Here is a 6680-nt window from a genome sequence, read left to right on the forward strand (position 1 = left end):
GTATCGGTGCGGGACCGGGTCGGTGCAACGGGCGAATTTCAGGCCAGGTCGGGCATAATGCTGATAATGGCGCTAAAGAGTTCCTCCAGGTCGTGGCGGGTCATGTCCCCCATATGGGCGATACGGAAGGTCTCACCCTTAATTTTGCCATAGCCGTCGTCAAAGGCAAAGCCTATTTCGGCCAGTCCCTTTTTCAAGCCGGCCAGATCGACGCCGCGACTGTTGCGGGCGCAGGTCAGGGTGAGCGAACAGTATTCCCGGTCGGGGAAAAGTCCGAAACCGCGGTCGGCCAACCATTGGCGAGTATACTCGGCCATGTCCCGGTGGCGCGCCCAGCGCGTCTCCAACCCTTCGGCAAAGATCCGCTCCAACTGGCGCTCCATGGCGAAGATCTGGGAAATACAGGGCGTGGAGGGGGTGTTGTGTTTGGCGTCGTTGGCGGCAAACTCCGTAAAATCGAAGTAGTAGCCGCGGCCCTCCATGGTCGATGCCCGTTGCAGCGCCTTGTCGCTGGCGGTGAAGATCGTCAGGCCCGGCGGCAGGGCAAAAGCCTTTTGCACCCCGAAGATACAGCTGTCGATGCCCAGTTCATCCACCGGGATCTTCAAGGCGCTCATGGAGGAAACCGTATCGACGATAAACATGACATCCGGGAATTTGCGCATCACCTCGGCGATTTCGGGCAAGGGAGACATCACCCCGGTCGAGGTTTCGTTATGGATCATGGTCATGCTGTCATACAGGCCGGTGGACAGGGCCTGTTCGACCGCCTCGGGCGTAACCGGCTTGCCCCAGTCGAACCGGATGGCATCGGCCTGTTTGCCGCAGCGGAGGGTGACATTGTGCCACTTGTCCGAGAAGGCGCCGTTGCAGAAGTTGGCGCACCGTTTTCCCACCAGATTGCGAATGGCCCCCTCCATGACCCCGAAGGCGCTGGAGGTGGCCAGGAAGACCTTCCCTTCCGTGGCCAGGATCTTTTGCAGACCCGAGGTCACCCGTTCATGCATTTCGGCATATTCCTTCGTGCGGTGACCGATCATGGGGGTCGCCATGGCGGCGAGGATGTCGGGGTGGACCGGCACGGGGCCGGGGATAAAAAGTTTTTTGTACATGATGGGGCACTCCGGGTTTGCCCTGAAGCTATGTTCAGCGGCAGAGTTTTTTCGACGAACCGAGATGTTACTTTGGCAAGCTAACAAAAGCCCTGGGCAAAGTCAAGGGCACAGCATTGCCAAGGGTCGTAAATTCGCGAGGTTAGGTATACATTGACGCCATCCGTCGGCCGGTGACCCGGCGCATGGGCAAGGGCACGACCGGGATGCCGCAACGGAAGTTGCCGTCATGAGCCGTGATTTACGTGGGCACCGTTAATGCAGATGTTGGGGACCTCATTTATCTTGTTGTAATTTCACCTTCTTTTTTCACTGCATCCATTCAGAAAGTGTGTATGCAGTATTCAATTTTCGTTGATTTAGAACTTTCTGTTGTGTAGTGTATATCAAATTTATACACCCATCTTCATTACACCCTATTGGTATGGAGGAGCACTGTCATGCAGTTTGTTTTCTGTCGTATGCTGCCGTTTCTGATGCTGCTAATGGTCTGGGTCGGTCCGTCGCTGGCCCAGCAGGGAATGGCGATCGACCCGGCCACCTGTCTGGGATGCCACGGCGACAAGATTTCCGTGCGGGCGTTTGCCGAGTCGGTCCATGGCAAAAATGGCTGTACCAGTTGCCATGTGGATATCACCGATCTCGCCAAACACATGAAAAAAGAGATCAAGGTCCAGAAGGTCCAGTGCGAGCGCTGCCATAAAAAGCAGAACGCCGAACATTATGCCAGCGTCCACATTGCCAAGGGTGTCATGTGTGCCGACTGCCATACCGATATCCATGTCCACAAGTACTGGAAGAACGACAAGCGCATCGTCGTCGCCAAATGTGTTCAGTGCCACGACAAGGAGTCGGTCTACCAGAAATCGGTCCACGGCAAGGCGGTTGCCGCCGGCAACGAGGACTCGGCCGCCTGTAATGATTGCCATGGCCTGCACGAGATCAAACCTCTGGGAGACCCCAAGAGCCGTTCCAACCGGGAATTCCACACCAAAGTCTGCCTGAAATGCCACAGCAACGAAGAGATGATGAAGCGCAACAACGTCTTCAACGTTGCCGTCAAGACCTACATGGAGAGCTACCACGGCAAGAACTACCGCCTCGGTTTCCCCGAAAAGGTCGCAGGCTGCGCCGACTGCCATACGGGACACTCGGTGCTCCCCAAGGATGACCCCAACTCAAGCGTCAATCCGGCGAACCTGGTAAACACCTGCGCCAAGTGCCACGCCAAGGCGACCACGCTCTTTACCAAGTTCTATGCCCATGGCGAGCATACCGACCGGGAGAAGTATCCGATCCTGTACTACACCTTCCTCGGCATGACCGGCCTGCTGCTGGGCACCTTTACCGTCTTCTGGATTCACACCCTGTTCTGGATGTTCCGCGGCTTCGTGGAAAACAGGGAAAAGGCGGCCAAACTGGCCAGCGGTGAATACCACCATGTCGTACCGGAAGCCCACAAGCAGTACCGTCGTTTCAACCGTATCCATATCTTCATGCACATCCTGGTGATCACCAGCTTCCTGGGGCTCTCCCTGACCGGCCTGCCGCTCAAGTTCAGCACCCAGCACTGGGCCATCTCCCTGATGAATCTCTACGGCGGCTCGGCCCATGCCGGCTTCATCCACCGGATCTGCGCCGGCATCACCTTCGTCTATTTCGGCATGGCGATCGTCATGAGCATCAACTTCCTCTTCTTCAAGAAGGGTATACAGGGGAACCCGATCCAGCGCCTGTTCGGCCCTGACTCGCTCTGTCCCAATCTGCGGGACATCAAGGACGTCGGCGCGATGTTGAAATGGTTCTTTTTCAAAGGGCCGAAGCCAACCTTCGAGCGCTGGACCTACTGGGAAAAATTTGACTTTCTCGCGGTCTTCTGGGGTATGTTCGCCATCGGCGGATCGGGCCTGATGCTCTGGTTCCCGGAATTCTTCGGCCTGTTCCTGCCCGGCTGGGTATTCAACGTAGCGACCATCGTCCACTCTGACGAGGCCCTTCTGGCAACCGGCTTCATCTTCACGGTCCACTTCTTCAACACCCACGGCCGTCCGGAGAAGTTCCCCATGGACTTCGTCATCTTCAATGGCCAGATCGGCAAGGAAGAGATGCTTGAGGAGCGCGGCGATCAGTGGAAGCGTTACGAGGAGCAGGGCATCACCGAACAGTACGCCTGCAAGAAGACCAGCGGCGTGGCCTATGACTTCCTGGTCAAAGGGTTCGGCTTTACCGCCCTCTTCATCGGCATCAGCCTGCTGCTGCTCATGATCCTCGCCTTTGGGAACGGCGCCCACTAAACCGGGGCCGCACCTGCCTGACTCACCAGGGGGGCGAACTTTCGCCCCCCTTTCTTTTTGGCACTCCCCTACCTCAGTGTGAATCCTCGATCCCGGAGACCCCACTGGCCGAGGTAACGCGGGACCTTATCACGTATGCCCCTGAACGGCCGCTGCACGTGCTGCAGCAACGCCATTATGGGCACCGAGAGCGATCGAAACCTTATACAGTGCGGGATGTTCCGCCAGCAAAACCCATAAGTGCGAAAGAAACCGCGGACTTATTTTGTTTGACAAATACACGACCATCGATGTAATAATAAAAATTTACTGTATACTCAATTTTTTTGGCATACAGACACGCAGGGAGGTGTACCTTGGAACTTAAAAACTCAAGTATTTACCGCTATTTGATGAACAGCACCAGCATCATCGGGGCACTCATGGCATTGATCGCAAGCGTCCTGATCATTGCGTTCCTGCTCCTTGAGGCCTTCACCGGGCTGGAAAACCCCTATTTGGGCATGTTTGTCTACTTCGCCTTCCCCGGCATGCTCATCTTTGGCCTGCTCCTCATCCCGGTCGGCGCGTGGAGGGTCCGCAGCCGGTTCCGCAAACACCCGGAACTGGGCATCCCCCGCTTGCCGCGCCTCGACCTGAACGACCCCCACACCCTGAAGCTTTCCATCTTCTTCATACTGGCGTCGGTGGTCTTTATCATCGTCGTCGGCACAGCGTCCATCAAGGGGTTCGAGTTTACCGAATCAACCACCTTCTGCGGCGAACTCTGCCACGTGGTGATGCAGCCGGAGCATACCGCGTGGTCGAACTCGCCCCATGCGAAGGTAAAATGCGTGGAATGCCACGTCGGCCCCGGCGCCGAATGGTACGTCAGGGCAAAACTCTCGGGCCTGCGCCAGGTCTGGGCCGTCCTGACCCACTCCTGGCCCACGCCGATCGAAACACCCATAGAAAACCTGCGCCCCGCGCGCAGCACCTGCGAACATTGCCACTGGCCCGAGAAATTCTACGCGGGCCGCCAGAAGATCTTTTACCACTACGCCCCGAACGAGGATAACACCCCTCGCGAGATCAACATGCTGATCAAGATCGGCGGCACCCCCAAAACCCCCAACGCCATGGGAATCCACTGGCATATCGGCCGCGAGGTAACCTTCATCCCCGGCGACAAGAAGCGTCTGACCATCCCCTACGTGGCGGTCAAGGGCAAGGACGGCACGGTCACCGAATACATGGACCCCTCCAAACCGCTTTCACGGGATGAAATCGCCAAGGCGACCAAGCGTATCATGGATTGCACCGACTGCCACAACAAGCCGACCCATATCTACTATTCCCCGGGCGAGGAGATGGACAGGAACTTCGCATCCAACACCATCGACCGCGGCCTGCCCTACATCAAGAAGGTGGCCGTGGACCTGCTCGAAAAGCCCTACGCAAGTACCGAAGAGGCAGTGAAAGCCCTTGACGCCGGCATCAAGGACTACTACACGAAAAATTATCCCGAGGTCGCGGCCAAGAAGGGCGCCGCCATCACCCAGGCCATCGGGCAGATCCAGAATATCTACAAGCGTAATTACTTCCCGAAGATGAAGGTGTCGTGGAAGACCTACCCAAATCATATCGGCCATTTCTACACCGCCGGCTGCTTCCGCTGCCATGACGGCAAGCACAGATCGCCCGAGGGGAAACTGATCTCCAAGGATTGCAAGCTCTGTCACGAAGTGCTTGGCCAGATTCAGGAGAATATCCCCACCGGGAAGAAGGTAACCGAATTCGTGCACCCGGTGGACATCGGCAACGAGATCTACAAGACCAATTGCAGCGAGTGCCATGCCGCCGGCGGATATGACGTCCCCGGAGGGGGGAAGCACTAACTCACCGCTAAACGCAAAAAGCCCCTGGAAGAAACCTTCCAGGGGCTTTTTGCGTTTCTGGGCGTTCATGCTCAGAGTTCCTCAAAATCCTCCCGCTCACCTCCGTCGTCCTCATCATCCTGTTCCTGACCGTTGTCGGCATCGTCCGCCAGGGCCTGGAGGAAACGGCGGTTATCATGGATAGTTTTGTGGATGTCGCCCAACAGGACATCCAGGTCGTCAGGGGTCGCCGACATGGCACGTTCCTTACTTGCGAAGTGTTTCCAGATACTTTTCGGCGTCCAGCGCAGCCATACAGCCGGTCCCGGCCGACGTGATCGCCTGGCGATAGATGTAGTCCTGCACATCGCCGGCGGCGAAGACCCCCTCGATGTTGGTGGCCGTGAGATTCCCCTCGAGACTGCACTTGGTCCGGATATAGCCATTTTCCATATCCAGCTGCCCCTCGAAGATGGTTGTGTTGGGCGTGTGGCCGATGGCGATGAACACGCCGTGGAGCGGCACCTCCTTGGTCGAGCCGCTACGATGGCGGATGCGGATGCCGGTCACGCCGCTGGCGTCCCCCAGGACCTCGTCCAGGACATGGTGCCACTCGATCGTGACGTTGCCGTTCTTCGTCTTTTCGATCAGCCGGTCAGTCATGATCTTTTCGGCGCGGAACTGCTCACGGCGATGCACCACCGTCACGTGGCGGGCGATATTGGAAAGGTAGAGCGCCTCCTCGACCGCGGTGCTGCCGCCGCCGATGACCGCCACATCCTGGCCGCGGTAGAAAAAACCGTCGCAGGTGGCGCAGGCGGAAACACCTTTTCCCTTGAAGGCCTGCTCGGATGGGAGCCCCAGGTACTTGGCCGAGGCGCCGGTGGCGATGATCAGGGCATCGCAGGTATAGGTGGCACTGTCCCCTTCAAGCACGAATGGCCTCTGGAGCAGGTCGGCGCGCTTGATGTTGTCGAGGACCATGCGCGTGTTGAACCGTTCCGCGTGCTGCCGCATGCGCTCCATCAGGTCAGGCCCCTGGACCCCACCATATTCTCCCGGCCAGTTATCGACCTCCGTCGTCGTGGTCAATTGCCCGCCCGGCTGCAATCCGGTTATGATAAGGGGGCTCAGGTTGGCCCGTGCGGCATAAATAGCAGCAGTGTAGCCGGCCGGCCCGGCGCCGAGAATGATCAATTGATGGTGCTCTGCCTCCATAATGCCTCCTCTAGGATGTTCTTCTGCTAATGTACCAGCAAAGCGAAAACTTGCCAAGGGCTCAAAACGGCGGCGACTTGACTCAAATTAAATGTAACCGAAGGAGTGGCAAAAAGGAAACGTTGCATCATATTACAGGTAACCGAAAGGAGGCCGTATATGGTGCTACGTTCCCGTCAGGAATACCTGGAAGCCATCCG

The 6680-nt window shown here is 57.5% G+C and carries 5 protein-coding genes; 2 read left to right on the forward strand and 3 right to left on the reverse strand.

Features of this window, described 5'->3' with window-relative positions; genetic code table 11:
• Positions 1-38 precede the first annotated feature (38 nt).
• Positions 39-1112 carry a pyridoxal-phosphate-dependent aminotransferase family protein gene (locus tag ET418_RS10565; protein WP_149307568.1) on the reverse strand — a complete coding sequence of 358 codons (1074 nt, stop codon included), beginning with the start codon at positions 1110-1112 and terminating at the stop codon, positions 39-41.
• A 440-nt stretch (positions 1113-1552) separates the two neighbouring features.
• Between ET418_RS10565 and ET418_RS10570 the strand changes: the two genes are divergently transcribed.
• Positions 1553-3406, forward strand: a complete 1854-nt coding sequence (locus tag ET418_RS10570) for a cytochrome c3 family protein (RefSeq protein WP_149307569.1) — start codon at positions 1553-1555, stop codon at positions 3404-3406.
• Between the two features lie 392 nt (positions 3407-3798).
• On the forward strand, positions 3799-5283 hold the full coding sequence (locus ET418_RS10575; RefSeq protein ID WP_420819520.1) for a cytochrome c3 family protein: 1485 nt from the start codon (positions 3799-3801) through the stop codon (positions 5281-5283).
• A gap of 71 nt (positions 5284-5354) precedes the next feature.
• Here the strand turns inward: ET418_RS10575 and ET418_RS18145 are convergent, their stop codons facing one another.
• Positions 5355-5519 (reverse strand): hypothetical protein, encoded by a 165-nt coding sequence (locus tag ET418_RS18145; protein WP_188055469.1) that lies wholly within the window; start codon positions 5517-5519, stop codon positions 5355-5357.
• Positions 5520-5529: 10 nt separating this feature from the next.
• Positions 5530-6480: a thioredoxin-disulfide reductase gene (gene trxB, locus ET418_RS10580; RefSeq protein WP_149307571.1), complete on the reverse strand. Its 951-nt coding sequence runs from the start codon at positions 6478-6480 to the stop codon at positions 5530-5532.
• Positions 6481-6680 lie beyond the last annotated feature (200 nt).

The sequence above is a fragment of the Oryzomonas rubra genome (genome assembly GCF_008369015.1).
GTDB lineage: Bacteria > Desulfobacterota > Desulfuromonadia > Geobacterales > Pseudopelobacteraceae > Oryzomonas > Oryzomonas japonica.